Below are 23,527 nucleotides of genomic sequence, written 5' to 3'. Positions count from 1 at the left end.
TCGCGCCCCGGCGGTCAGTGGCCGCGGCGGGGCAGCGGGAGCTGGCCGGGCAGCAGCTCCGGGGTCAGCGTCACCCCGTCGGCCCGCAACGCCCCGATCAAAGTGTTCTGCAACAGGTACGAGTCGGGCAGCTGCCAGCGGGCCTGCTCGGGGGCGACCGCCCAGCGCACCGGTCCCTCGGGCAGCCTGGTGGGGGGCGCGGGGATCCACGAGCCGGTGCCGTGCCGGACCACGTGGAAGCAGTGTTCCAGCTCGGGGCGCAGCGGGTCACCGGGGCGGACCAGGAACATCCACCGTCCGGTCGGGGTCACCACCACCGGACCCCGGGCCCCGGGGCCGGCGGGGTGGCCGGGCACGGCGTCGAGCAGCCGGCGGCCCAGGTGCGCCGACACCTCCAGCACGTCGAACGCCCGACCGGTGGGCAGCAGCACCCCGTGCGGGCGGCTGCGCCACCAGGTGGCCACCCGGGCCGGGTCGGTGCTCGCCCCCCGTTCCCAGTTCTCCAGCGCGGGATGGCAGCCGACGGTGGGACAGCCGGCCCGGCCGCACACGAAGCGGCTGCGCGCCAAACAGGCGCCGGGGGTCACCTCCCAGCCGTGCACCGCGTACCGCACGGCGATCCGGCGCAGCCGGACCCGTTCGATCGGCGACAGCTGGGCGACCCGTGGCCCGACGTTCCCCCACATGTCCCGTGCTCTCCTCTGGCCTCGACCGGTCACCCGCCACCCCTCACGTCGAGCGCCGTCACTGTCGTGATCCGGGATCGTTGACCTGACGAACGGCTCATGCAACTTGCACGAAGGTACGAAAAGCAGGTGTACGAACGACGTACACCCTGTGCGACCAGCGAATACCTGGGACGGACGGATCGGAGGCGCCCAGTGCGGGTCGTCCGGAGCCCGGTCGGACGACCCACGAGGGGGAGGAACGGGAGAAGATGGACGAGCTTCCGATAGGGCGGCGGGTGGCCTACTGGCGCGGACGGCGCAAAATGTCCCAGCAGGTCTTCGCCGACCGACTCGGCAAGTCCAAGAGCTGGGTCGACAAGGTCGAGCGCGGGGTCCGCCGGCTGGACAAGTTCTCCGTGCTGTACGAGATCGCCGTGATCCTCCGGATCGACGTGCAGCTGCTGCTCGGCAAGGACCCGGAACGGCGCAGCGACGCGTTCAGCTGCATCGACCAGGTCGAGGTGCAGGAGATCCGGGCCGCCCTGGAGCAGTACGCCTCGATGACCGTCTACTTCGACGCCGTGGCGTACCCGCCGCCGCTGTCCGACATGCGCAAGGCCGTCACGCACGCCTGGCTCACCTACCAGTACGGCCGCTACGGGATGCTCACCCGGGCGCTGCCGAAGCTGCTGCGGGAGGCCCAGGCGGCCGACGCCGGCTACGGCGGGGAGCAGGGCAAGGAAGCCGCCCACCTGCTCGGGCAGGTCTACCAGATCGCCTCCTCGGTCCTACGCAAGCTCGGCGAGTGCGAGCTGGCCTGGTTGGCGGCCGACCGGTCGATGGCGGTCGCCCAGCGCGCCGACGACCAGTTGCTGGCCGGCGTCGCCACCGCCCGGGTCTGCAACGCGCTGGTGGCGATGGGCCGGGCCCGGCCCGCCCTGGAGCTGAACGTCAGCATCGCCAACCGGCTCGCCCCCGGCGGCATGAACGACAGCGCGCCGGACCGGCTCTCCGTCTACGGCATGCTGCTGTTGCAGGGCGCGATGGCGGCGGCCCGGTTCGGCGACTCGGACACGGTCGAGGACCTGCTGCACGGGGCCCACGAGGCGGCCCTGATGCTCGGCGGCGACGAGAACCACTACTGGACCTCGTTCGGCCCGACCAACCTGGAGCTGCACCGGGCCGCCGCCGCCGTGGAGCTGGGCGACGGCGGGCGGGCCGTGGAGATCCACCAGCGCATCCCCGAGCCGAGCTTCAACGGGCTGCTGCCCGAACGCCGGGCCCACCACCTGCTCGACATCGCCCGGGGCTACGCCCAGCTCGGTGACGTCGCCAAGGCGGGGGAGATGCTGCTGCGCGGTGACCGGCTCGCCCCGTCCGAGATCCGCTGCCGACCCATCGCCCACGAAGTGATGTCCGACGTGCTGCGTCGCACACGGGGTGCGTTGCCCGCGCCGATAGCGGAGTTGGCTGAGCAGATGGGAGTCGGAGTATGAACACGGCGGCGGCCGGATGAGCGGCAGCCCCCACCAGAGCAGTGAGCACCGCGGAGTGCTCTACGTCATCGCCTGCGGTTCGCCGCTGGCCCGTCACCTCGATCGACTCGTCGGCCTCGCCCAGGACGACGGCTGGGAGGTCTGCGTCGTCACCACCCCCGACGGGGCCAAGTTCGTGGACCGGGCCGAGCTGGCCCGGCAGACCGGGCACCCGGTGCGTACCCATTACAAGAATCCGGGCGACCCGGATCTGCTGCCCCCGGCGGACGCGATGGTGGTCTGCCCGGCGACCGTCAACACGGTCAACAAATGGGCGGCCGGGATCACCGACACCCTGGCGCTGGGCCTGCTGGTCGAGGGGCAGGGCCGGGGGGTGCCGGTGGTGGTGGTGCCGTTCACCAACGCGGCGATGGCCGCGCACCCGGCGTTCCGGGCCGGTCTGCAACGGCTGGGCGAGTGGGGTGCCACGGTGCTCTTCGGCGACCACGTCTACCCGCTGCACCCGCCCGGCACGGGGGAACGGCACCTGCACACCTTCCCGTGGGAGGCGGCGGTGGCGGCCCTGCCCGACCGGTCCCGGGCCGCCTCGGCCGCCTGACCCGCCGGACGGGCGTGGGCGTGGCCGCCAGTGCGCGCCGGTAAGCTGACCGGCCGTGAGCACAACCGCGTCCCCGCCGTCCGTCGCCGACGTCGTCACCGAGCTGGACCGGCGTTACCCGCCGGCCTGGGCCGAGGAGTGGGACCGGGTCGGTCTGGTGCTCGGTGAGCCCACCGACCCGGTCCGCCGGGTCTACGGCACGGTGGACGTCGTTCCCGAGACGGTCGCCGAGGCCCTCGCCGCCGGGGCCGACCTGATCGTCGCGCACCATCCGTTGCTGCTGCGTGGTGTGTCCTCGGTCGCCCCGACCACCTGGAAGGGGCGGATCGTGCACGACCTGATCCGCGCCGGGGTGGCCCTCTACGTGGCGCACACCAACGCCGACATCGCCGCGCCGGGTGTCTCCGACGCGCTGGCCGCCCGGTTCGGGCTGACCGGCCTGCGTCCCCTCGCGCCGTCCGCCCCCGGTGCCCCGTCCGCCGGTGGTGGTCGGGGCATCGGCCGCATCGGCGAGCTGCCCGCCCCGCTGACGTTGGCCGAGCTGACCCGGCACGCCGCCGCCGTCCTGCCCGCCACGGTCTGGGGGGTTCGCGCCGGAGGCGATCCCGGGCGTATCGTGCGTACCCTCGCGGTCAGCGGTGGCTCGGGCGAAGGTTTCCTGGCTGCCGCGTCCGCCGCCGGGGTGGACGCGTTCCTCAGCTCCGACCTGCGGCACCACCCCTCCGGTGAGCACCTCGCCGCCGGTGGGCCCGCCCTGTTGGAGGCCGCGCACTGGGCGACCGAACGACCCTGGCTGGACGACGTGGCCGCCCACCTGCGGGCCGACTTCGGCGTCGAGACCGTGGTGTCCGATCTGGACACCGACCCGTGGACCGTGCACGCCGCCGCACCCGCGATGGACGACAAGGAGCCCCGACCGTGAAGGCTGAACCCCAGGTCCAGCGCCGCCTGCTCGATCTCCAGGCGATCGACACCACCCTCGCCCAGCTCGCCCACCGCCGCCGGTCGCTGCCCGAACGGGCCGAACTGGAGGGCCTGGCCCGGGAGCTGTCCGCGCTGGAGGACGAGCGGGTCCGCGCCCAGGTCGCCGTCGACGACCTGGACCGCGACATCGCCCGGCTGGAGAAGGACATCGACCAGGTCCGGGCCCGCAAGAGCAAGGACGAGTCCCGGTTGGCCAGCGGCAGCGGGCCGGCCCGCGAGCTGGAGGCGCTCCAGCACGAGCTGGTCTCCCTCAACCGCCGCCAGGGTGACCTGGAGGACGCCGAGTTGGAGCTGATGGAGCAGCGGGAGACGGCGCAAGCCACCCTCGACGGGATCGAGTCCCGGCTCGCCGAGACCCGGGACCGGCGGGCCGCCGCCGAGCAGCGCCGCGACGAGAGCCTCGCCGCCATCGCCAAGGAGGAGGAGTTCAAGCAGGGCGCGCGCAAGCCGCTCGCCGCGGACCTCCCCGCCGACCTGGTCACCCTCTACGACAAGATCCGCGCGGACACCGGCCTCGGTGCGGCGCTGCTCACCGCGGGCCGTTGCGGTGGCTGCCGGCTGGAGCTGTCCGGCGCGGACCTGGCCCGGATCCGCAGTTCGGACCCGGACGAGGTGGTCCGCTGCGAGGACTGCCGGCGGATCATGGTGCGTACCAACGAGTCGGGGCTGTAGCCCGGTGGCGGTACGCGCGGTCGTCATCGAGGCCGACGGCGGGTCGCGGGGCAACCCCGGGCCGGCCGGTTTCGGTGCCGTGGTCCGGGACCCGACCTCCGGCGAGGTGCTGGCCGAACGCGCCGAGGCGATCGGGACGGCCACCAACAACGTCGCCGAGTACCGGGGGCTGATCGCCGGGCTGGAGGCCGCCGCCGAGCTGGGCGCGGTCGAGGTCGACGCCCGGATGGACTCCAAGCTGGTCGTCGAGCAGATGTGCGGCCGGTGGCAGATCAAGCACCCCGGGCTGCGTCCGCTCGCCGCGCGGGCCGCCGCCCTGGTGGACCGCTTCGACACCGTCCGGTTCAGTTGGATCCCCCGGGAACGCAACCGGCACGCCGATGCCCTGGCGAACGCGGCGATGGACGCCGCCGTCGGCAAACCGTCCCGCGCGGTGGCCGTACCGGCCGGCGGCGAGGCGTCCCGGTCTCCCGGTGACGAGCCGTCCCGGTCGGTGGCGGGCGTCGACTCGCCGGGCCGGGCGCAGGCCCGCGAGGTGGCCGCCCGTGCCGCCACCCGCAGCGCCGGGACCGACCCGGCGACCGCCAAGGCGTCCTGGGAGCCGAGGCCGAGCTTCACCGCCACCCGGCTGATCCTGGTCCGGCACGGAGAGACCGAGTGGACCGTGCAGCACCGCTACGCCGGCCGCGCCGACGTGCCGCTGTCCGAGTCCGGCCAGGCCCAGGCGCGGGCCACCGCCACCCGGGTGGCCGCGCTGGCCCCGTCCGTCGCGGCCGTGCTCAGCTCCCCGCTGTCCCGGTGTACGGCCACCGCCGAGGCGATAGCCGGGGCGCTCGGCGGTCTGCCGGTCCGTCGGCAGGCCGACTGGGTCGAGTGCGACTTCGGCGACTGGGACGGCCACACCTTCGCCGAGGTACGCGACCGGTGGCCGGGCGAACTGGACGCCTGGCTCGCCTCCACCCGGGTGGCCCCGCCGGGCGGTGAGTCGTTCACCGAGGTCGGGCAGCGGGTCGACCGGGCGATGGTGGCGCTGCGGGAGGCGTACCCCGGGGAGACCGTGGTGGTCGTCTCGCACGTCTCGCCGATCAAGCTGGCGTTGCGCGACGCCCTCGCGGCCGGCGACGCCATCCTGCACCGGCTCTACCTGGACGCGGCCGGCATCTCGGTGCTCGACATGTGGCCCGACGGGGGCGTCGCCGTCCGCTCCGTCAACGACACCGCCCACCTCCCGACCCGCTGATCACGGATAGTCCGTCGGCCGGCCCGGGACGTCCCGGGCCGGTTCGTCGTTTCCCGGTTCGTCGTTTCCCGGTTCGTCGTGAGTCGCCGCATCGTTCGTCGTGGGTCGATGTGTCGGCCCGTGCGTCGCGCCGTTCGGCGCAGCCGGGCGGCCGTTGAGCGCATCGTCGCGCGCCGATTGAACGTGATCGGGTTCACCGGGTCGTAGCGTCCGGCCGTTACTGGCCGGCACGACTACCGGAGGTGGGTCAGATGACCGCTGCCGAACCGGAGACGCCGCGTGCGGCGTCGTCCAGGGCGAAGGACCACAGCCCCTGGAACTGGTTGCTCTTCATCCCGATCGTGGTACCGCTGATCCCGATGTTCTTCAATGCGGACTCGCCCCGGTTGTTCGGCTTTCCGCGCTTCTACTGGCTGCAACTGGTCTGGATCCTGCTCGGCGTGGCCACCACCACGCTGGTCTACCAGATGACCAAGAAGCGGGGGCACCGGTGAGCGCGAGGAGTGAGCCGGGTTTGCGAGCCCCGCAGTCGCGAACGGAAGAGGGTCCGGTGAGCGCGAGGAGTGAGCCGGGTTTGCGAGCCCCGCAGTCGCGAACGGAAGGTGGCTCGGTGAGCGCGAGGAGTGAGCCGGGTTTGCGAGCCCCGCAGTCGCGAACGGAGGGGGTGCTCTGATGTGGCGCGATCACTTGACCGAGATCATCGTCTTCTCGGCGCTGTTCCTGCTGGTCAGCGGCATGGGTTTCGTGGCGGCCCGGTGGCGGGCGCCGAAGGACATGGCCCACCTCGACGAGTGGGGGCTGGGCGGGCGCAGCTTCGGCGGCTGGATCACCTGGTTCCTGGTCGGCGGTGACCTCTACACGGCGTATACGTTCGTGGCGGTGCCGGCGCTGATGTTCGGGGCGGGCGCGGCCGGGTTCTTCGCCGTGCCGTACACGATCGTCATCTATCCGCTGGTGTTCCTGGTGCTCTGCCGACTCTGGTCGGTGTCGCACCGGCACGGCTTCGTCACGCCGGCCGACTTCGTCCGCCGCCGGTTCGACTCGCCGGTGCTGGCGCTGCTGATCGCGATCACCGGCATCGTCGCGACCATGCCGTACATCGCGTTGCAGTTGGTGGGCATCGAGGCGGTGCTCAAGACGATGGGGGTCACCGGGGACAGCGCGGTGGCGCGGCACCTGCCGATCATCATCGCCTTCGCGATCCTGGCCGCCTACACCTACCAGTCGGGGCTGCGTGCTCCGGCGCTGATCGCGTTCGTCAAGGACACCCTGATCTACATCGTCATCCTGGTGGCGGTGATCTACCTGCCGTACAAGCTGGGGGGTTGGGGTTCGATCTTCGACGCGGCGGACGCGAAGTTCGCCGCCTCACCCAATCCGAACGACGGCATCCTGCTCAACGCCAACAACCAGCTCCAGTACGTCACCCTGGCGTTCGGTTCGGCGCTGGCGCTGTTCCTCTATCCGCACAGCATCACCGGCGTGCTGGCCAGCCGGAACCGGGACGTGATCAAGCGGAACATGTCGGCGTTGCCGGCGTACAGCCTGCTGCTCGGCCTGATCGCGCTGCTCGGTTTCATGGCCATCGCGGCCGGGGTGAAGCCGCTGCCCGGGGCGAAGGAGGGCACCGTCGACAGCAACACGGTGGTGCCGGTGCTGTTCGACCAGCAGTTCCCGGACTGGTTCGCCGGGGTGGCGTACGCGGCGATCGGCATCGGCGCGCTGGTGCCGGCGGCGATCATGTCGATCGCGGCGGCGAACCTGTTCACCCGCAACATCTACAAGGAGTACCTGAAGCGGGACGCCAGCCCGGCCCAGGAGGCGAACGTCTCGAAGATCACCTCGCTGGTGGTCAAGGTCGGCGCGGTAGCCTGCATCGTCTTCCTCGACCCGCAGTTCTCCATCGACCTCCAGCTCATCGGCGGTGTGATCATCCTGCAGACGCTGCCGGCGGTGGCGCTGGGCCTCTACACCCGCTGGTTCCACCGGGGCGCGCTGATCGCCGGCTGGGCGGCCGGCATGGGGTTGGGCATGTGGATGCTCTACCAGATCCCCAACCCGGCGTCGAAGCGCGCGCACTTCGGCGGGTCGGCGTTCCCGCTGTCCGACTTCGGCTTCGACACCAAGAAGACGATCTATGTCGGCATCGTGGCCGTGCTGGTGAACCTGGTGGTGGCGGCGCTGGTCACGCTGGCACTGCGGGCGGCGAAGGTGGCCGAGGGAGTGGACGGCACCACCCCCGACGACTACTTCGCCGACGAGGGCGACCCCCGCGTCACCCCCGACCCCGCCCGCGCCACCGACCCGGCCCGCGAACCAATCGCCTAACCCCGCCTCCCCGCCTCCCTGCCTCGCCCCCGCCTCCCCGCCTCGCCCCCCCGCCTGCCCCTGTTGATCAAGAGCTTTACGTCAACATCCGACCAAGAACTGACGCAAACCTCTTGATCACGCGACCGGCCCGGTCACCGTGCCCCGGGTCGGCCGGCTGGGGCTGGTGATCAAGAGGTTTGCGTCAAGTTCGATCTTCAAGTTGACGCAAACCTCTTGATCAACGGGGGTGGGCGGGGAGCGGGGCGGGGGCGGGCGGGGGGTGGAGGGGGGGCGGGTGGGGGTGGGGTTAGGGGCGGCGGGTGCGGGTGTCCAGGGCCTGGTTGAGGCGGGTCAGGAGGGTGGCCAGGGTGTCGCGGTCGGTGGGGGTCCAGTCGGCCAGGATGTCGCCGTAGAGCCGGGTCCGGGCGGCCCGGACGGCGGCCATCCGGTGCAGGCCGGCGGGGGTGGGAGAGATCACCGTGCCCCGGCCGTCGACCGGGTCGGGGGCGCGGGCGATCAGGCCGTCGCGTTGCAGCGCCGACACCTGGCGGGTGACCGTGGAGCCGTCGAGGTTTAGCCGGGCGGCCAGCGCCGAGACGTTCTGCGGGCCGGTGGTGTCCAGGTGGCGCAGGATCACGTACGCCGCCCGGTCGAGGACCCGGTGCTCGGCGCTGCCGGTGGCCCGGCGGGTGGCCTCGCCCAGCCGCATCAACAGGGCGACCTCGGTCTCGATCCGGCCGAGGGTGGCCTCGTCCGACTCCGTTCGCTTCGCCTGGTCGTCGCTCATAGCTGTATGATACAACAGAATTAACTGTATGATACAGCTATCTGTGGCTTCGGCCCGACAGGAGGCGGAGTGGACCGGCGAACCGAGCCCCACCGCAGTGCCATCTACGCCACCACGCTGGTGGCCTTCCTCGCCATCGCCGGTATCGCCGTGGTGGACCCCATCCTGCCCGCCATCGGCACCGCGATCGGGGTCACCGCCTGGCAGGTCGAGCTGCTCTTCACGGCGTACATCGCGGTGATGGCGGTCGGGATGATCCCGGCGACCCTGGCCAGCGGACGCTTCGGCTTCAAACCGGTGCTCGTCACCGGCGTCTCGGTGGTCGGGCTGGCCGCCATCGCCGCCTCGTTCAGCAACGACATCGTGCAACTGTCGGTGCTGCGCGGCGTCTGGGGGCTGGGCAACGCGATGTTCTTCGCCACCGCCATGGTGGTCCTGGTCAACCTCGCCAACGACCGGGAATGGGTGGTCGGCCTCTTCGAGACCGCACTCGGCCTCGGCTTCGCCGTCGGCCCGCTGATCGGCGGCCTACTCGGCGAGATCAGCTGGCGACTGCCGTTCTTCGTCTGCGGCATGTTCATGGTGTTCGCCCTGCTGGTCGCCGCCCGCAAGCTCCGTGAGCCGACCAACCGGCAGCCGCCCGTACGACTGGGGCAGATCTTCGCCACCTACCGCCGGCCGGCGTTCCTCATCCTCTGCGTGGTCACCGCCGCCTACAACTTCGTCTTCTTCGTGGTGCTCGGCTACACGCCGCTCTTCCTCGGCCTCGACGTCATTCCCCTCGGCCTCGCCTTCACCGGCTGGGGCCTCGGCCTGGCCGCCGGCATCCTGCTCATCGGCCACCGGCTCGCCCACCGGATCGGCGCGGTGCAGACCGTCGGGGTGGCCCTCGTGGGCCTGCTGGCCTGCATGGTCCTCTTCGCCACCTCGGCCGGCACCGCCGAGTCGCTCGTGGTGCTCGTCGTCGCCGGCCTGTGCATGGGCCTGGCCAACGCCAACCTCACCGACCTGGCCCTCGGCCTCGGCTCCGCCGACCGCCGGGTCGCCACCGGCGCGTTCAACCTGGTCCGCTGGGGTGCCGCCGCACCCGCGCCGATCCTGGCCGGCAAGCTCGCCGAGCACAGCCTGACGCTGCCGTTCTGGGTCGGCGCCGGGGTGCTCGCCGTCGGCCTGCTCGTCTACCTGACCTTCGCCCACCTGATGGCCGCCGGCTACGGCGAACGGCTGCGCTGGTCCCACTGGAACCGGGCCGCCCGGCAGGCCGAGCACGAACCCGTCGGGGAGGCCTACTGAACGGCCCCGGGGCTGCTCAGCCCAGCGCCCGCCAGAGCAGGTAGAGACCGATCGCCGTACCGAAGCAGACGATCAGCGTCCGGAGCACCACCGGCGGCAACCGGCGGGTCACCCGCGCCCCCACGTACCCGCCGAGCATCGTGGCCGGCGCGACCACCGCGACCGCCGCCCAGTTGACCGGCCCGAACAGGGCGAACACCACAAGCGTGGTCAACCCCACCACGGCCGACAGCAGGTTCTTCACCGCCGACACCCGGGCCAGCGTCGCATCGAGCACCAGGGCCAGGCCGGCCACCAACATCACCCCGAGCGCCGCGCCGAAATAGCCGCCGTACACCGTGCCGACCGCGACCATCGCCTGCACCGTGAGGGTACGGCGGCGCGGGCCCAACTCGGCCGGATGACCGACCAGCCGGCGCAGCGGCCCCTGGAACGCCAACACCGCCGTGGCCCCGAGCACCAGGAACGGCACCACCAGGTCGAACGCCCGCGCCGGGGTGGCCAGTAGGAGCAGACAGCCGACCCCCGTGCCGAGCACCGCCGTCGGCAGCAACGGCCACAGCGTCCGCCGGTGCGGCAGATCCATCCGGCTGCCCGCCACACTCGCCGCATAACCGGGAAAGACCGACACCGAGTTGCTGACGTTCGCCGCCACGGGCGGAATGCCCACCGCGATCATCGCCGGAAAGGTGATCAGGGAACCACCGCCGGCCGCCGCGTTCACCGTGCCCGCGGCGAGACCGGCGATGATCAGCAGTACGGCATCGGAGAGGTCCATGGTGCCCAGAGGCTAGTACGCCCTGATCAGAGCCCCTCCACCGCGTCGACCGCGTACCATTTTCGGGTTTGTTACGCCCCGGCCCGGGGTGAGATGGGCGCGGGACGCCGCGCCGTTAGGATGGGGACGCGACGGACGAGTCGACCGGGCGGTCGCGTCGGCGGGCTGCGGCCCGCCGCCGAGGAACGTCCGGACTCCACAGGGCAGGGTGGTTGTTAACGGCAACCCGGGGCGACCCGCGGGACAGTGCCACAGAAAACAGACCGCCGACCCCACTCGGGGACGGTAAGGGTGAAACGGTGGGGTAAGAGCCCACCAGCACCCCGGGTGACCGGGGTGGCTAGGTAAACCCCACCCGGAGCAAGGCCAAGCAAGGGCCGTCACCGCAAGCTGACGACCCGGCGCAGACGCTTGAGGGCTGCCCGCCCGATGTCTGCGGGTAGGCCGCAGGAGCCTGCCGGCGACGGTAGGCCGAGATGGATGGCCGCCGCCGGTGCGGGCCCCGCAAGGGGTACGCGCCGCGCACAGAATCCGGCGTACAGGTCGACTCGTCCGTCGCCCACCAGCTCAGAGCCGTGATCAAGGCTCTGAGCTGGTTCTATGTTCGGGCGTCGATGGTCGTCCTTGGTCATCGTTAGGTGGCATTTGACGGCCCGGTGACGGCCCAGACGGCCCAGAGACGGCCCAGGAATCCTTGACTCTCGGATCAGTTGGACCCGTTCTGCGGTGGCCTGCTGAGGGCTCGGTGGCGGCCTGGTCCTCGTCGACGGCGGAGGGCCTGCGGGATGGGGCTGGGTACGTCCTGGCGGTCGAGCTGCTGGCGTGACCCGGATACCCGGTGGCAAGCCAGTCCCGGGGTTGGACTGGTGCGGCAGCCGGAAGCCCCGACCACGCGACCAGGCCGACCCGCCGGCTTCCGTCACGGCCTCGCTGAACCTGGTCCCTCTGGTTGGTGGGGCGGTGTCCCGGCGGCTGTCGGCGGCTTACCGCCCCGGTGCCGTAGGCGTCCGGGGCGGCTTGCCGCCGGCCGGGCTTGCCGCCCCGCACCGCGCGGAGCGCGGTGCCTTGATCCAAAACAGAACAATTCAGCAGCAGTGCAGGGTGCGTGGTAGCGGGTACGCAGAAGCGATAAATCGCTTACAAAGCTCTGTGCGCCGGGGCTGAACGCTCGGAAGGCCACCCACGCCAGGGCTCATCAATCTGCTGCCAGACGGCACCGTTGCTGTCCGGGCACCTACGACGTCATGGCCCTTGCCTGGTTCCGCGCAACAGCAGAGAACGAGAGGAATCCTCACAATAGCCAGGTGTCGGCGGGTCACGCTAGGTATGTAAAGACCTGGAAGGATGGAGGTATGACTGACGAGGGCAGCGCCCCGGCCGGCGCGATCCATCAACTTCCTCAGCAGCGGCTTCCTGCTGACAGCTTAGATGCCCCTTACCAGCCCATCGTCGACTTCGCGGATTGGTCTAGTCCTCATTTCGACTTGACGGACTGGGAGGCGGCCTATGATGACTTCGTGAGCCGAGCTGCACTTTGGCCACCACAGATATTGCATGGGACTCAAAGAAAGCTAGACCGTGAGGCGGCGGCAGAAACCGGCGCGGTTGAGGGCCTCTACGAACTCGCTCCAGGGGCTACACGTACGATTGCCGAGGAGTCGGAAGGATGGGAATCAGCTCTCCCGCCGCGAGGAATTGGCCTGTTTGATTCCCAGATTGGTGCCTACCAGGCGGTTCGTAAGTGGGCTGACACGGATACGCCGATCACGGAGGCGGATATCCGGGAGCTGCACGCCATTCTGTGTCGCGCGCAGGATACCTACAAGGCGACCGCACTCCTTAATGGGGAGCAGAGGCAGATTGATCGCCCCCTCCCAAAGGGTGAATACAAGACCACGTCGAACTTCCGCTATTTAAGGGACGGTAGCTATGCCGAATACGCACCTCCGATTGATACCAGTCCGGAGATGCGTCGTCTCATTGAGCAGATGCAGACCGTTGAATTCACATCGGCCCATGAGCTAATCAGGGCGGCGTACGTGCACCATTCCGTAGCGAAGATTCATCCATTCGTTGATGGTAATGGCAGGGTGTGTAGAGCGCTTAGCTCTGTCTATTGTTATCAGCTTTGCGGGCTTCCGCTGATAGTTTATGGGGATCGCAAGCAGGCGTATTTTCAGGCTCTTGAGGCTGCAGACAAAGGTGACACCCGGCTGTTCGTTTCGTATATTGTGGACCGAATGATAGACACCCTTGGTCGCGCTCAGCAAGAGGCTACCGGTGCACAGACGCTGCCATTCGCTGCGAGTATAGTTCAGCTGCAATCTCTTGTTGCTGCCCGCTCGACGTTGACAATTGGCAGCGCCCGCAAGGTGGGAATCGAGCTGGGTAGGTACGTTGAGAGTGAGGTGCGGCAAAGGCTGCGAAGCCTGCCTAGCGATGCTGGGCTGAAAGCCGAAATGGAGTCCCCTCGTTTTCAGGGTGAGACGATTCCAAGCTTCCTTGGGTTCCCCGACGACTTCAATGAGGTATTCAGTCGAGAAGTCGATCTCCACCTGCAAAGACCTGCCGAGGTGTCACTATCGGTGGCGTTTGGGGTGGGTTACGCTAAACGCTTAGATTCTCGCTTTACGTTCATTCTTGTCGGCCGCACAGGCGAGTATCGTAGCAGCAGGTTTTCGAACCTGCCTGACGTTTCATTAAGGTTCGAGGATGTCTATCCCTCAGTCGGGACAGGCGCGGAAACCCGAGTCGACCTTTTTGTGGATGGCCTCATGGCGGCCATGGTGCAAAGTGTTATCTATGAGCTCCGCCAAGTGCTGCGACAGTTGGGCCATGATGAAACATAGAACTTGATCGTTGCTGACCCGGCTGTCATCGGCCCGCCCTCCTGGGGATCTGGCAGCTGCCCGGCCACCACGTCAATCGGACTTTGACGGCTCCCACGAGCGTTGGTGGATTGGGCGGTGGTCTGCTCGACTTGCTTGGGTCGATGGCAGGCGGGGCGGCTCAGGCATTCACCCCCAGATCGCGACCCATCGACGAATCCCCGCGATCCTAGAGCCAGCGTGCGTGAACTGCTCTAGCTCTTCTCCTGGAGCAGTCGGTAGGTTCTGACGACTGTTCCGACGACTCCGTTTGTTCGAGTGAGGCTTTGGTGTTCCAAGAGTGCCGTGCCCACATCGACAGCGAAAAGAGCTGCTAGTTCTGCGTCCGCAAAAACCTGGCGCTGTTCCGTTTCCGTCTCAAAACACCCGTCCCGCTCTGGCGCGTTTCGGTGGGGTGCGGCGTATGTCCCGCGCCCGTGATCGGTGACCACCAAGTCAACCTCGCGCAATGCGGCTATAGCCTGACGAACTGTGCCGCGCGCTGCCCGGAACTCAGCGGTAAGTGCACTCTCGGTCGGCAAGAGGGCTCCGGGCGGGATGGCACCACTCTCGATGCGCTTTCTGAGCTCGTCGGCGATGGTGCGGTAGCGGGGTTGGCCGTAGTGCGGGGTGGGCACCTGTTCACCGTACCTGGCACTTGTTGTACCAAGTGCCAAGCAAGCGACGTGTTTCGACGTCTAGACAACTCGTCCACTTGTAGATACGTTTCCTGGTGTGCGGCCGGGGTGACGGCTCGTGTCAGGGGTGGTCGCGGTGTCGGCCCTGGCCGCACCTATGCGCGGCGTCCCTGTGGGACCGGTTGCGGTAGCCGCGTAGACAAGTTGGCTCGGTGATACCCGACCCGTCCGGCGTCGGACGGTGCGCCGTGCCTTCATCCGGGCCGGCGGCCGGCCACCTTCGTTCGTGGTTGGCCGCCGGTTCCTCGTCTACCTGTGGAGGTGCGATGTCCGGCTCTCATCGTCGACGCGGTTGGTTGTCGTCCTGGTGGCCCCGCCGACGCACGCCGATCCCGACCACCAGCAACAACACGCCTTCGGCGTCATCCGGCGGATCGGGCGGCCCTGCGCCCTGGTGGTCGGTCGACGTCACGCGGGAATTGCCCGTGCTGCGGTATGCGCCGTTGATGACGGTGGCTCAGGCGCATCGGGGCCATGGCGGGCGGTGGACACGATGACCCGCCCGAGCAAGCCGGCCCCGGTGACGAGTCACCCGGACTGGTGCACGCCGGAGCGCTGCGGTTACCTGGTGCCGCCGGTGATGGCGCACATGGCCCGTCGTCATCGCGGCCACATGCTGCGGGTTGGTGAGAAGCGGGCGAGTGGACTCGTCGTCACGTACCTGATCAGTGCGGAGACTCCCGGTACTCCGCTGGTGTGCGTGCACGCGTCGTGTCGGGCGGGGAACGCCTGGGCGGAGTTGTCGCTGTCGGAGGCGGCCGAGTTGGTGGAGCAGTTGCGCGGGTTGCTGGCGCAGGCCGGCGGGCAGGGGGCCGACGATGAGTGACGGCTTCCCGATGATGAACCGGCGGCGGCCGGTGTCGCCTCGGCCGGTGGTGTGTCCGCCGTGGTGCCGGGGTTGTGGGCCGAACGATCCGATGCACCGGGGGTACCTGGCCACGATCGGGCGGGAGAGGACCGGGTGGGTGAGTCTGCAACTGCTCATCGACCGGTTCACCCGCCGCGACCCGGCGATCAAGCTCGACGCGACCCACTACGGCACCACGCAAACCGTGCTCCTGACGCTCACCCACGTCGACCGGCTCATCGAGGAACTGACCCACGCCCGACACGCCATGCAGGCACAGGCCGGGCGACACGGGCGGACGGGAGAGACGCGGTGAACACCAACGGCCGGCGGGCCGCTGCCGTTCGTGGTCCTGGTGGGCGTCGTGGGCAGGCTCCGCGTGGGGCGGTGGTGGTGCCGGCGGTGCCGGAGCGGCCGGCTGGGGGGACCACCTGGCAGACGTTGGAACGTCTAGGGGGTACGGTGACCGGTGTGCATGGCCGGGACTGGCGCCCTCGCTACCTGCAACTCGCCGAAGAGTTGCGGGCGAAGATCATGAGCGGGGAGCTTGCCCCCGGCACGCTGATGCCCAGCGAAACCGAGCTGGCCGAGTCGTCCGGGCTGTCCCGCACGAGCGTCCGCAACGCCATCCGGCAGCTCCGCGAGTGGGGTCTGGTCCGTGCGGAGCAGGGACGCGGCACCTACGTGCGGGCACCCCGCCAGCGGGTACGCCGCCGCAACACCGAGCGGTACCAGTGGGAGAAGGACCGGGTCCTGCTCGACGAGGACGAACGGTTGAAGACCGGCGCGACCGAGCACGACACCGGCCTGACCGTCGACGACCTCAAGTTCCACGCCGAGTACACCCGCGTCGATGCTGATGACGAGATGGCGGCGGCCCTCCAGGTCGAGCCTGGTGCGCCGCTGCTACGCCGGGTCTACTGGACATCCTCGCGGCACGAGAACGCGCCGCTGACCGTGTCGTACTCCTACCTGCCCTACGACCTGGTCGCCGCGAACCCGGACCTGCTCGACGCCAGCAAGGAACCCTGGCCCGGCGGCACGCAACACCAGCTCTACACCCTCGGCATCGAGCTGGACCGCATCGACGACGAGATCCGCGCCCGGCCCCCGTCGCCGGATGAAGCTGAGCTGTTGGACATCGATCCGGGTGTCTCCGTGCTCACCGTGCGGAAGACTTCCGTCGACACCACCGGCCGGGTGGTCGAGGTGGCGGACGTGGTGATGCCGGGGGACCGGACCGAGCTTGTTTACTCCCACAAACTCCAGCGGTGGAAAACTTGACGCAGCTCGTTTCGGTCATCACCCCGGTCCACGCGCCCAGCATCGAGTACCTGGCTGGCGCGTACGCATCGCTGGCCAAGCAGGAGATGCCGCCGGGGTGGGACTGGCAATGGCTCGTCCAGGAAGACGGACAGACCGGAGCCCTGGCCGACGTACTGCCCGACGACCCCCGGATTAGCCTCGGCACCGGTCGTCCTGGCGGGCCTGGTGTTGCCCGGACCCTTGCCCTTTCCCGGGTCACCGGGGAACACATCAAGGTCTTGGACGCCGACGACCAGTTGACTCCGGGCGCGCTGGCTCGGGATATCGCCGCGTTCGACGCGCATCCGCAGATCGGGTGGACCACCTCGCGGGTGCTCGACCTGCTGCCCGACGGGTCGACCGCCGGATGGGACAAAGACCCAGCGGGCGGGGTCATCGACCGGGGCGCGGTGCTGGCCTTCTGGCAGGCCAACGACTACCGCGCATCCGTACACCCGGCGACCCTGTGCCTACGCCGGGATCTCGTCTTCGCCCTCGGCGGCTGGATGGCCCTACCCGCCTCCGAAGACACCGGCCTGCTCCTGGCCGCCAGCGCCGTCACCGCCGGCTACTTCACCCGTGAGTACGGCCTGCTGTACCGGAAATGGCCCGGCCAGGTCACCAGCCAAGCCGCACACCGCGAACCCGCCGAATATCAAGCACGCATGAAGATCATCGAGGCCAGAGCCAACACCCTGACCTCGATGATCCCCAACGGCTTCGGCGGCAGCGCCACCACGTAGCCCGATGCCGCCGCCTTTGATGGATCAACTGCCGGAAGCGGCATAGGTCAAACCGGGGGCTGGAGCATCATCCACTGGGCTTTACTTCCCGACCGGCCTTTATCGCTCCTCTTTCTGTCCTGGCGACTGTTCGAGTTGAAGTTCCCGCTTGCGCTGTTCGTCGCGCAAGCGCTCGACATTCTGTGCGAACAGGCGCAGCCTTGACGCTTCCTTTCCGTCGCCGTGTTCTGCATATTCGTTCAACCGGAACTGTGTTGCGTTGTAGTGCTTCTCAATCTCATCCGCAGTCAGTTGCAGATTGTAACCGCGCTCGCGGAACTTGAAGTAGGCCGCCAGCCCTGCGGTGATGCTGATGAAGGCGGTGAGACCTGTTGAAACCCAACTCAACGGGTGCTCCCCGGCCATGACTGCCGTGGTGGTGGAGGCGATTACGGAGCCGATGATGATAATGGCTTGAACGGTATTGTGTGCCCTGAGGTTGCGAGTAGCGCGGGTGCGAAACTGTGCAACAATATCCTGCGACGCCTCCCGGTACAGGCGGAGTGACTCCAAAGACTCTGATGGTATTCGAGTGGCGGCACTCTGGCGATCATGTCCGAGGTTGCGCACCGTCACATCGAACTCAATTATCTTGCGACGGTTTTTGAGGACGAGCCAACCCACGCCAATACACAGAACCAACAGTGCAATCAGCCCGACATAGCGGGTTGTGACGGGCTTCTCGTGCCATAGCCCGACAACTACCGAGTAGGCAAGTAGCGCAATTAGCGCGAAGCTGGAAATCAGGATTAGCCAGTATGCGAACTGGGCGGATCTGGCCGTGCGGAGCTGATCGATTGCCAGTTCGTAGTTCTTACCGATTTCTCGGTATCTCTCCTGAGCCTCGAAAGCGCTGACAGGCCGCGCCTCCGTCTCATTGTGTCGGGCTTGGCTCTGCGGGTCATCAGGGGTGGTCACAAACACTCCGCACATGGTCGGACGCTGACAGTAAAGGCCGGTCAGTCTCCCTCGCGCATAGTGCGAAAAGCAAGGTTCTGTCACATTGATGTCAATTGGTTCCGCCGGGAGTTGGCATGTCGACTGATCCGCAGAGGATTGCCAAGCTTGTTGACTTGTCTGCCAAGTGGGGTCTACCTTGGAGTCTCCACTTGGCAGACATGCCAACAACCTGGAGGTTGAGCGATGGCTCTGCGTGGCGGTACGAGGTTCGCCGTGCGTTGTGAGGACGTCTTCCCGGCGGGGTGCGCCCTGGTCCCCGAGTCCCTCGGTGAGGTCGAGGACTACGACGAGAAGACCGGGCGGCGTAGCCCGGCGAAGGACAAGTTGACCGGTCAGCGGGTGTGGCAGGTGCGGGTGATGGACCTGGACCCGGAGTTGGGCAAGCGTTCCCGGGAGACGACGGTCAAGATTTCCGCCGATTACCAGCCGGTGCCGCCGACGGGTGCCCCGTTCGAGGCGGTGGAGTTCGAGGGCATGACGGTCACGCCGTACGTGACCAACAACAACCGGATGGCGTACTCGCTGCGGGCGACCGGGATGCGTGCCCCGGCGGGTGTGGCGAAGAAGGCGGCGGCGTAGCCGCTGAAGGTTGGGGGCGGGGCTGTCTGGTCTTGGCGGACGGCAGCCCCGCCCCCTTGGTGTCTCTTTCCCCTGCTCTGTCGAGAGAGGTAGTGACGTGTCCAAGCGTAGGCGTTCGGCTGCCCCGGCTTCGCCTCGGTGCGAGGTGTGTCAGTCCCGGTTCGACCCGACCACCGGTGCCGATGGTCGGTGTGCCGGGTGTGTCGGGCAGCTCGTTCTTCCGTTTCCTCCGGTCCGGGATGCGTCGGGCCGGTTCGTGTCGCTGCGCGGTGGTGGGCGATGATGCGCCGGCCGCGTGGCGGGGTGGTGATGGTGACCGCCGGGGATCTGATGGTGGTCCGGCCGAAGCGGTTCGTCCTGCCGATGTGGCTGGTCGTGCTCGGCATGGTGCTGCGTTGGCTGGCCCGGGTGTGCTGGTGGTGCATGCGGCACCCGGTCGCCGTGGGCCTGGCCGTGGCCGCCGTCGTCCTCTACATCGAGCACGGATGGGCGGGTCTGGTGGTGCCGCTGGTGCTGGCGTCGGCGGTGTCAGCGTTGTGGCGGTGGCGCGATGAGGCGTCCTGGTGGCGGTGGTGCGCCGGGCCGCTGCTCGGCCGGTTCCGTCAGGTCTTCGTCTACCGGCGGGCCTGGCACGAGGCGATGACCCTGTGCGGCCTGGCCGCAACGTATGACCACCTGCCGGTCCTGCCGCAGTTGCTGCGGGTGCGCTCGGATCAGGCCCTGGACGTGCTGACCGTCCGCATGGTCCGGGGGCAGACCCCGGCCGACTTCCAACAGGTCACCGCGAACCTCGCGTACGCCTTCGGCCGACGGCACGCCCGCGTCTACTCCGAGCGACCCGACACCCCGCCGACCCGTACCGGCTACTGGGCGCTGCCGCTGGGCTGGGTGGATCGGCTGCGGTTCCGGGACCGGCCGACGCTGGTGTACCTGGTGCTCGTTCGTACTGATGCGCTGCGGCCGGTGGTGCCGCCGTTCGACATCCCGCCGGTTCCTGATTTCACGGCGTTGCCGTTGGCGCGGCGGGAGGACCTGGGGACCTGGTCGCTGCACCTGCTCGCTACTCATGTGCTGATCGGTGGGGCGACCCGCTCCGGGAAGGGGTCGGTGCTGTGGTCTCTGGTGCGGTCGTTGGCCGGTGGCATCACGTCGGGCCTGGTGCGGTTGTGGGTGATCGACCCCAAGGGCGGGATGGAGTTCGCCATGGGTCGGCCGTTGTTCGCCCGGTTCGCCTGCAAGTCGTTCGAGGCCATGGCGGATCTGCTCGACGAGGCCGTGACGGTGATGCGGGAGCGTCAGACCCGGCTCGCCGGCACCGTGCGGGTGCATACGCCGACCGAGGCTGACCCCCTGGTCGTGGTTGTCATCGACGAGATGGCCGCACTGACCGCGTACCTGCAAGACGTCGACCTGCGCAAGCGCATCGCGGGCTCGCTGGGGCTGCTGCTGTCGCAGGGTGCCGGGGTCGGCGTGCTGGTGGTGGCGGCGTTGCAGGACCCGCGCAAGGAGGTGCTGCCGTTCCGGGACCTGTTCCCGACCCGCATCGCCCTCGGCCTCACCGAAGCCGCTCAGGTCGATCTCGTGTTGGGTGACGGTGCCCGCAACCGGGGTGCCCTCGCCGACCAGATGCCCCGATGGGCCAAAGGCGTGGGCTACGTGATCCTCGACGGCACCCCGGAACCGATGCGGGTCCGATTCTCCTACGTCACCGACGACGACATCCGCGACCTGGCCCAGCGGTACCCGGCCCCGGCCGACGCGGCGGACATCCTCGCCCAGGTCGGCCGCGAGTCCACCCCGGAACCCCTCCGGCCGGCGCTACCCCGGCCCCGACGCGGGCCACTGCTGCCCGACGCACTGCGCACCATCCTCGACACCGACCAGGGCGAACCCCGATGACCGGCACCGACGGCCGGCGCTTCTACCGGCTACGGACCCCCGAACCGGTCACCGCCGTGTCCGTCCGCGTCGACCCCGACCGACCCGACCCGTACCCCGTCTATCTGGCCGTAGGTGCCGGCCGGCGACGGATGTCCCTGACCCCCGATGAGGCATGGGCGCTGTGGCGCTGCCTCTCCGAAGCCGTCGCCACCCTCGGCACCCCACCCGACTACATCCGCACCGACATCCGACCGGCCCGGAGGTAACCGCCATGACCACCCTCGCCCGCGTCATCAACCGGTTCCGGCGTCCGCTGCGCATCCGGCTCGTCGGCCCCGCCGACCAGACCGCCGCCGCCCTGCACGGCCTCGCGCACATGGTCAACCGCCGCCCCGACATGGCCGACCGGCGCATCCGCATCGACCTGACCATCCGCGAGAAGCCGTTGCAGGAGTGGCAATGACCGCACGCACCGAATCCGCCGTACGCCTGGTGATCCTGCTCGCCATCGGCACCATGGCCGGCGCTGCCGCCTTCACCCACGTCCACGACCTGTCCGTCGCCCACGGCCAACCCGACTGGATCGGCTGGGCCAACGCCGTTGCGGTCGAGCTGATGGCGATCTACCTCGGCCTAGAACTGCGTGCCCGCCGTCGTGCCGGTCGGCCGGTCGGCCTGGTCGGCTCGCTCCTGGTGGCGTTCGCGCTGCTATCCCTCGCCGCCCAGGTGGCGGAAGCGGAACCGTCGGTGTGGGGCTGGACCGTGGCGGCGGTGCCATCGCTGGCGTTCCTTGCCCTGGTCAAGGTCGTCCTGTCCAACGCCCCCGCCGTGCCGCCGGCTCTCGAACCAGACCAACCCCCGGGCGACTGGTACGACGTTCCCGAGCAGGCCACCACCGAACCCGAGCGCCCGGCTGACCCCGTGCCGCCGGCTGTCCCGGCTCCGGCTGCCATCTCTGCCCCGGCGGCCGTGCTGCCTCCGCGTGTCGTCCCCTCGAACCGGCCGCACGTCGTCGGGATCATCCGATGACCGCCCCCACCCTGCCGGGCCTCGAACCCGCCGCCCCGACCCCGGCTGCGCCTCCTCGGCCGGGGTCGCGGGCGGCCCGCATGGCGCTACCCCGCTCGGTCGACGTGCTCAAGGAGATCGCCGCCGAGTACGGCGTCTGCGTGCGCCCCCTCGCCATGCGCCGCACCGACCTCGACACCGGCCTGACCGAAGTCATCGACCTGCCCTGTGGGGCCACCCGGGAAGACAAGTGCGCCCCGTGCGCGAAGAAGAACCGCCGGCTGCGGCAGGCCCAGATCCGGGAGGGCTGGCACCGCGACGACGAGCCGTTGCCGCCGCCGGAACCGGCGACCGAGGAACAGAAGGCGCTGATCCTGCTGCGCGGGCATCTGGAGTTCTCCCGTGACGAGGCATCTCGGGCGTGCCAGTGGGACCAGGTCGAAGACCTCGACGACGCGATCCGCGAGGTGGAAGAGGCGATTGCGGCCGAAGGGCTCCGGGGCCGGGTCGCCCCGCCGCACGCGACCGGCGACGACGACCAGGGCGACGACGACACCGGCCCGCGCCGGAAGCGGTCGACCCGACGTCGGCAGGATGCCCCCGAGCTGCCACGCCGGAAGGTCGAACGGCGCACGGTCGGTAGGACGTACACCGCTGCGGACGGGTCGACCTACCGGCCGTCGATGTGGCTGACGCTCACCCTCGACTCCTACGGCCCGGTCCGCCCCGACGGTACCCCGGTCAACCCCGACCGGTACGACTACCGCCGCGCCGCCTGGGACGCCGTGCACTTCCCCCGCCTCCTGGACCGGTTCTGGCAGAACCTGCGGCGGTGTGAGGGCTGGAACGTCCAGTACGCCGGCTGCGTCGAGCCGCAACGCCGACTCGCCCCACACGCCCACTTCGCCATCCGGGGCACGATCCCCCGCGACACTCTGCGCACCGTGGCGGCGGCGACGTATCACCAGGTGTGGTGGCCGGCGGTCGACGTCCAGCGGTACACCGCCGACCGGCCCCCGGTGTGGGATGAGCAGGCAGCGGCGTGGGTCGACCCGGACACCCGCCACCCGCTGACCACCTGGACGGAAGCCCTCGACGCCATCGACGCCGACCCGTACGCGGAACCGGTGCACGTCGTGCGCTTCGGTACCCAGGTCGACGCGCGGGGCGTCATGCCCGGCACCACCGACGCGGAACGGACCATCCGGTACGTCACGAAGTACATCACCAAGCACACCGGCGACGTGCACAAGGCCAGCACCGACCGGCAACGCAAGCACCTCGATCGGCTGTGGCGGGAACTGCGCGTCACGCCCTGTACCGACCGGTGTGCGAACTGGCTGCTCTACGGCGTCCAGCCGAAGAAGGCGAACGCGAAGCTCAAGCCCGGCCGCTGTAGGGGCAAGGTCCACCAGCGCGACACCCTCGGCATCGGCGGCCGACGCATCCTCATCTCCCGCGACTGGTCCGGCAAGACGCTCAGCGACCACAAGCACGACGTCCGGGCCTGGGTGCGGTCGCTGCTCGGTGTCACGGTCGGCCTGGATGGGGTCGACGACCAGGGCGCCACCGTCGAACCGGTCCGGCACGCCTGGGAACTCGCCCGACCCGATGACCCCGACGTACCGGCCATGGCCCACCGGCTGCTGCGGTCGATCAGCGAGCGTGCCCGCTGGCGCTCCGAACTGCTCGCCGCCAAGGACCGCGCCGCGCAACTCCCCGGCGACAGATCAGCAACAGGAACGGGCGACACGACGGGGGAAGGGCTGTGACG

24 protein-coding genes and 1 other RNA gene are annotated in these 23,527 nt (G+C 69.3%); 20 read left to right on the top strand and 5 right to left on the bottom strand.

Annotated features, from left to right (window positions below; all coding sequences use genetic code 11):
* Positions 1 to 14 precede the first annotated feature (14 nt).
* Positions 15 to 686: a bifunctional DNA primase/polymerase gene (locus tag AB0K25_RS05915; RefSeq protein WP_208568795.1), complete on the bottom strand. Its 672-nt coding sequence runs from the start codon at positions 684 to 686 to the stop codon at positions 15 to 17.
* A 251-nt stretch (positions 687 to 937) separates the two neighbouring features.
* Here AB0K25_RS05915 and AB0K25_RS05910 point away from each other — a divergent pair, with 251 nt between their 5' ends.
* The 7 genes from AB0K25_RS05910 to mctP all read left to right on the top strand — a co-directional run bounded on the left by AB0K25_RS05910 (position 938) and on the right by mctP (position 7,986).
* The gene (locus AB0K25_RS05910; protein ID WP_219464093.1) at positions 938 to 2,164 is read left to right on the top strand and encodes a helix-turn-helix domain-containing protein; all 1,227 of its coding nucleotides are present in this window, start codon (positions 938 to 940) and stop codon (positions 2,162 to 2,164) included.
* A gap of 16 nt (positions 2,165 to 2,180) precedes the next feature.
* Positions 2,181 to 2,762, top strand: a complete 582-nt coding sequence (locus AB0K25_RS05905; RefSeq protein WP_208568793.1) for a flavoprotein — start codon at positions 2,181 to 2,183, stop codon at positions 2,760 to 2,762.
* 55 nt (positions 2,763 to 2,817) lie between these two features.
* Complete coding sequence (locus AB0K25_RS05900) at positions 2,818 to 3,684, top strand: Nif3-like dinuclear metal center hexameric protein (RefSeq protein ID WP_219464092.1); 867 nt, start codon at positions 2,818 to 2,820, stop codon at positions 3,682 to 3,684.
* Complete coding sequence (locus AB0K25_RS05895) at positions 3,681 to 4,418, top strand: C4-type zinc ribbon domain-containing protein (protein WP_219464091.1); 738 nt, start codon at positions 3,681 to 3,683, stop codon at positions 4,416 to 4,418. The genes AB0K25_RS05900 and AB0K25_RS05895 overlap by 4 nt, the downstream gene beginning before the upstream one ends.
* A 4-nt stretch (positions 4,419 to 4,422) precedes the next feature.
* Entirely contained in the window at positions 4,423 to 5,658 is a 1,236-nt protein-coding gene (locus AB0K25_RS05890) for a bifunctional RNase H/acid phosphatase (RefSeq protein WP_363818725.1), read from the top strand.
* A gap of 251 nt (positions 5,659 to 5,909) precedes the next feature.
* On the top strand, positions 5,910 to 6,152 hold the full coding sequence (locus AB0K25_RS05885; protein WP_219464089.1) for a DUF3311 domain-containing protein: 243 nt from the start codon (positions 5,910 to 5,912) through the stop codon (positions 6,150 to 6,152).
* A 178-nt stretch (positions 6,153 to 6,330) separates the two neighbouring features.
* The gene (mctP, locus tag AB0K25_RS05880) at positions 6,331 to 7,986 is read left to right on the top strand and encodes a monocarboxylate uptake permease MctP (protein WP_357535473.1); all 1,656 of its coding nucleotides are present in this window, start codon (positions 6,331 to 6,333) and stop codon (positions 7,984 to 7,986) included.
* A gap of 289 nt (positions 7,987 to 8,275) precedes the next feature.
* On the opposite strand, the gene AB0K25_RS05875 is transcribed toward mctP, so the two are convergent.
* The gene (locus tag AB0K25_RS05875; protein ID WP_357535471.1) at positions 8,276 to 8,755 is read right to left on the bottom strand and encodes a MarR family transcriptional regulator; all 480 of its coding nucleotides are present in this window, start codon (positions 8,753 to 8,755) and stop codon (positions 8,276 to 8,278) included.
* Positions 8,756 to 8,824: 69 nt separating this feature from the next.
* Between AB0K25_RS05875 and AB0K25_RS05870 the strand changes: the two genes are divergently transcribed.
* The gene (locus AB0K25_RS05870; protein ID WP_219464086.1) at positions 8,825 to 10,048 is read left to right on the top strand and encodes an MFS transporter; all 1,224 of its coding nucleotides are present in this window, start codon (positions 8,825 to 8,827) and stop codon (positions 10,046 to 10,048) included.
* Between the two features lie 16 nt (positions 10,049 to 10,064).
* Here the strand turns inward: AB0K25_RS05870 and AB0K25_RS05865 are convergent, their stop codons facing one another.
* A complete protein-coding gene (locus AB0K25_RS05865; RefSeq protein WP_357014313.1) occupies positions 10,065 to 10,826 on the bottom strand; it encodes a sulfite exporter TauE/SafE family protein in 762 nt (253 codons plus the stop codon).
* A gap of 136 nt (positions 10,827 to 10,962) precedes the next feature.
* On the opposite strand from AB0K25_RS05865, the gene rnpB reads away from it, so the two are divergent.
* Together rnpB and AB0K25_RS05855 are read left to right on the top strand one after the other, a co-directional pair.
* Positions 10,963 to 11,381, top strand: an RNA gene (gene rnpB / locus AB0K25_RS05860) — RNase P RNA component class A.
* Between the two features lie 797 nt (positions 11,382 to 12,178).
* Positions 12,179 to 13,675 carry a Fic family protein gene (locus tag AB0K25_RS05855; protein ID WP_357535468.1) on the top strand — a complete coding sequence of 499 codons (1,497 nt, stop codon included), beginning with the start codon at positions 12,179 to 12,181 and terminating at the stop codon, positions 13,673 to 13,675.
* A gap of 233 nt (positions 13,676 to 13,908) precedes the next feature.
* Here the strand turns inward: AB0K25_RS05855 and AB0K25_RS05850 are convergent, their stop codons facing one another.
* The gene (locus AB0K25_RS05850) at positions 13,909 to 14,331 is read right to left on the bottom strand and encodes a GntR family transcriptional regulator (protein ID WP_357535465.1); all 423 of its coding nucleotides are present in this window, start codon (positions 14,329 to 14,331) and stop codon (positions 13,909 to 13,911) included.
* Between the two features lie 553 nt (positions 14,332 to 14,884).
* Between AB0K25_RS05850 and AB0K25_RS05845 the strand changes: the two genes are divergently transcribed.
* The 4 genes from AB0K25_RS05845 (at position 14,885) to AB0K25_RS05830 (ending at position 17,286) form a co-directional block, all read left to right on the top strand.
* Positions 14,885 to 15,217, top strand: coding sequence for a hypothetical protein (locus AB0K25_RS05845; protein WP_363818718.1), 333 nt, complete (start codon positions 14,885 to 14,887; stop codon positions 15,215 to 15,217).
* Between the two features lie 139 nt (positions 15,218 to 15,356).
* Positions 15,357 to 15,554 carry a precorrin-4 C11-methyltransferase gene (locus tag AB0K25_RS05840; protein WP_231932552.1) on the top strand — a complete coding sequence of 66 codons (198 nt, stop codon included), beginning with the start codon at positions 15,357 to 15,359 and terminating at the stop codon, positions 15,552 to 15,554.
* A gap of 146 nt (positions 15,555 to 15,700) precedes the next feature.
* Positions 15,701 to 16,522 carry a GntR family transcriptional regulator gene (locus tag AB0K25_RS05835; protein ID WP_363818715.1) on the top strand — a complete coding sequence of 274 codons (822 nt, stop codon included), beginning with the start codon at positions 15,701 to 15,703 and terminating at the stop codon, positions 16,520 to 16,522.
* Positions 16,510 to 17,286 carry a glycosyltransferase gene (locus AB0K25_RS05830; protein WP_363818712.1) on the top strand — a complete coding sequence of 259 codons (777 nt, stop codon included), beginning with the start codon at positions 16,510 to 16,512 and terminating at the stop codon, positions 17,284 to 17,286. Before AB0K25_RS05835 ends, AB0K25_RS05830 begins: the two co-directional genes overlap by 13 nt.
* 99 nt (positions 17,287 to 17,385) lie before the next feature.
* On the opposite strand, the gene AB0K25_RS05825 is transcribed toward AB0K25_RS05830, so the two are convergent.
* A complete protein-coding gene (locus tag AB0K25_RS05825) occupies positions 17,386 to 18,243 on the bottom strand; it encodes a DUF4231 domain-containing protein (protein WP_363818709.1) in 858 nt (285 codons plus the stop codon).
* 225 nt (positions 18,244 to 18,468) lie between these two features.
* Between AB0K25_RS05825 and AB0K25_RS05820 the strand changes: the two genes are divergently transcribed.
* The 6 genes from AB0K25_RS05820 (at position 18,469) to AB0K25_RS05795 (ending at position 23,525) form a co-directional block, all read left to right on the top strand.
* On the top strand, positions 18,469 to 18,864 hold the full coding sequence (locus AB0K25_RS05820; protein WP_104113758.1) for a transcriptional regulator: 396 nt from the start codon (positions 18,469 to 18,471) through the stop codon (positions 18,862 to 18,864).
* Positions 18,865 to 19,146: 282 nt separating this feature from the next.
* Positions 19,147 to 20,763 (top strand): FtsK/SpoIIIE domain-containing protein, encoded by a 1,617-nt coding sequence (locus AB0K25_RS05815; RefSeq protein ID WP_363818706.1) that lies wholly within the window; start codon positions 19,147 to 19,149, stop codon positions 20,761 to 20,763.
* Positions 20,760 to 21,011 (top strand): hypothetical protein, encoded by a 252-nt coding sequence (locus tag AB0K25_RS05810; protein WP_208565251.1) that lies wholly within the window; start codon positions 20,760 to 20,762, stop codon positions 21,009 to 21,011. Before AB0K25_RS05815 ends, AB0K25_RS05810 begins: the two co-directional genes overlap by 4 nt.
* Before the next feature lie 5 nt (positions 21,012 to 21,016).
* Positions 21,017 to 21,208 (top strand): hypothetical protein, encoded by a 192-nt coding sequence (locus AB0K25_RS05805; RefSeq protein ID WP_363818703.1) that lies wholly within the window; start codon positions 21,017 to 21,019, stop codon positions 21,206 to 21,208.
* Entirely contained in the window at positions 21,205 to 21,774 is a 570-nt protein-coding gene (locus tag AB0K25_RS05800) for a DUF2637 domain-containing protein (RefSeq protein ID WP_363818700.1), read from the top strand. Before AB0K25_RS05805 ends, AB0K25_RS05800 begins: the two co-directional genes overlap by 4 nt.
* Positions 21,771 to 23,525, top strand: a complete 1,755-nt coding sequence (locus tag AB0K25_RS05795; RefSeq protein WP_363818697.1) for a replication initiator — start codon at positions 21,771 to 21,773, stop codon at positions 23,523 to 23,525. Before AB0K25_RS05800 ends, AB0K25_RS05795 begins: the two co-directional genes overlap by 4 nt.
* Positions 23,526 to 23,527: the final 2 nt, after the last annotated feature.

It is taken from the genome of Micromonospora sp. NPDC049257 (assembly GCF_040678915.1).
GTDB classification, from domain to species: domain Bacteria; phylum Actinomycetota; class Actinomycetes; order Mycobacteriales; family Micromonosporaceae; genus Micromonospora; species Micromonospora antibiotica.
Note: the sequence above shows the minus strand (reverse complement) of the source record. Positions and strands in the feature narration are given on the sequence as shown.